This window comes from Streptomyces sp. FH025, assembly GCF_017427025.1.
Taxonomy (GTDB): domain Bacteria; phylum Actinomycetota; class Actinomycetes; order Streptomycetales; family Streptomycetaceae; genus Kitasatospora.
This window is the reverse complement of record NZ_JAFLNG010001048.1, coordinates 1-1,811: the sequence shown is the minus strand read 5'-3', so window position 1 is coordinate 1,811 and position 1,811 is coordinate 1. Positions and strand designations below refer to the sequence as shown.

Here is a 1,811-nt window from a genome sequence, read left to right as displayed (position 1 = left end):
CGGGCGGAGGCGAAGGAGGCCCGGGCCGCGGCGCAGGAGGCGTTCTACGAGCTGGAGGAGACCCAGCGCGAGCTGCAGCTGGCGGTGGAGACCGTCCGCGCGGCCGAGGAGGACGCGACGGCGCGGCGGGCGCTGGCCGAGCTGCCGGCGATCTCCGGCCGGGTCGAGCAGGTCACCGTGAACTACCTCGGTGCCCTGGACGCCCACAACCTGGACAGCGAGAGCCTGGACGCGGGCGCGGCCGCGCGGGCCAAGCGCCTGCTGGAGGACGTGAAGGGCCAGCTGGGCTCCGCCCGCGCCGAGCTCGCCGACTTCCTGCGCCGCCTCCAGCCCACCCTGCAGCACGCCGAACAGCAGCTGATGCGGGTCACCCCGGCCGTCGAGCAGGCCAAGCGAGCGCTGCTCCAGGCCACCACCACGCTGGACGAGGTGCGCGGCGCCGGTCTGCGGGCCGACGACCTGGCCTCCCGGCTGGCCGAGCTGGCGCCCGAGCTGGGGCGGCTGAACGAGGGCCCGGCCCGGCACGGCGTGGCCGCCACCCTTCAGCGCGCCGACACGGTGCGCCAGCGCGCCGAGGCGATCACCGCGGACGCGGCGCAACTGCCCGAGCGGGCCCGGGAGCTGGACCGGCGGGTTGCCAGCCTGCGGACCCGCATCCAGGCGCTGGAGACCAAGGCCGCGACGGTCGAGCCCGCGCTGAGCGAGCTGCGCCGCCGGTTCAGCACCGCCTGCTGGCAGGACCTCCAGCGGGTGCCCGAGCAGGTCGCCGAGGCCGGCCGCGCCGCCGAGCGCAAGCTGGCCGAGGCCGCCCGGGCCCGGGACGAGCAGCGCTGGGCGGACGCCACGGCCGCGATCGGCACGGTCCGCGCGCTGCTGGAGACCGCTGACGGCTCGGTGCTCGCGGTGAACGAGCGGCTGCGGCAGCTGAACGAGGTGCAGCACAACCCCGACCGGGAGGTCGAGCGCGCCCGGTTCGCCGTACGGGACGCGCAGCGCCTGGCGATGGCGGGCCGCAGCGCGCCGGACCCTCGGCACGCCGCCCCGCTGGACGAGGCGGTGGCCCGGCTGGACCGCGCGGTGGCCACCCTCCAGGCGGCCGGCCGGCACCCCGACTACTGGTACTTCCTGACCGAGCTGGCGGCGGTGCGGGAGACGGCGGCGCAGGTGATCGGCATGATCCGCGGCGATCTGGGCCACCCGCGGTAGCCCCTTCCTCGGTACGCTGCCGCCATGCCTCGTTACGACTTCCGCTGCCGCTCCTGCGGCGCCACCTTCGAGCTCAGCCGGCCGATGGCGCAGGCCAATGACCCGGCCGTCTGCCCGCAGGGGCACCAGGACACCGTGAAGCTGCTGTCCACCGTCGCCGTCACCGGCGCCGCCGGAGCCGGAGCCGGCGCGCCGCCGCAGGCCGGTGGAGGTTGCTGCGGCGGCGGCTGCTGCGGCTGACCGGTAGGGCCTAGGACACGGCCGCCAGGAACCGACGGACGATCTCCTCCCCCGCCGCCACCCCCGTCTCCGCCAGGGCGGTGACGCCGGGGGCCGTCCACCCGCGGTCGGCCAGCTCGCCGTGCCCCGGCCGCCAGGCCGCGTCCGCCGCGAGCAGCAGGTCGGCGTCCAGCAGCGAGTCGCCCGCCGCCAGCACCGTCGTCGCACCGCTGCGCCGGACGGCCTCGGCGAGCGCGGCGCTCTTGCTGAGCGGCTCCGGCACGGCGTACACCTTGCGGCCCTGGAGCGAGACCCGCCAGCCGCGCTCGGCGCACCAGCCGGTCAGCTCCGCCAGCCAGCCGTCCGGCAGCCGGTCGCGCTCGACC

Annotated in this window: 2 protein-coding genes and 1 pseudogene; 2 read left to right on the top strand and 1 reads right to left on the bottom strand. The window is 77.3% G+C overall.

Annotated features, from left to right (window positions below; translation table 11 throughout):
* On the top strand, nt 1-1,206 hold a 1,206-nt coding region (locus J0670_RS37135; protein ID WP_207817186.1), incomplete at its 5' end, for a hypothetical protein.
* A gap of 24 nt (nt 1,207-1,230) precedes the next feature.
* Nucleotides 1,231-1,446, top strand: a complete 216-nt coding sequence (locus J0670_RS37130) for a zinc ribbon domain-containing protein (RefSeq protein ID WP_207817185.1) — start codon at nt 1,231-1,233, stop codon at nt 1,444-1,446.
* 10 nt (nt 1,447-1,456) lie between these two features.
* On the opposite strand, the pseudogene J0670_RS37125 reads toward J0670_RS37130, so the two are convergent.
* Nucleotides 1,457-1,811 (bottom strand): annotated as a pseudogene (locus J0670_RS37125) (HAD family hydrolase); the annotation flags it as partial.

What these genes read in the sequence shown, in the direction of transcription:
- J0670_RS37130 (WP_207817185.1), top strand. Translation starts at nt 1,231, where the DNA reads ATGCCTCGTTACGACTTCCGCTGCCGCTCCTGCGGCGCCACCTTCGAG.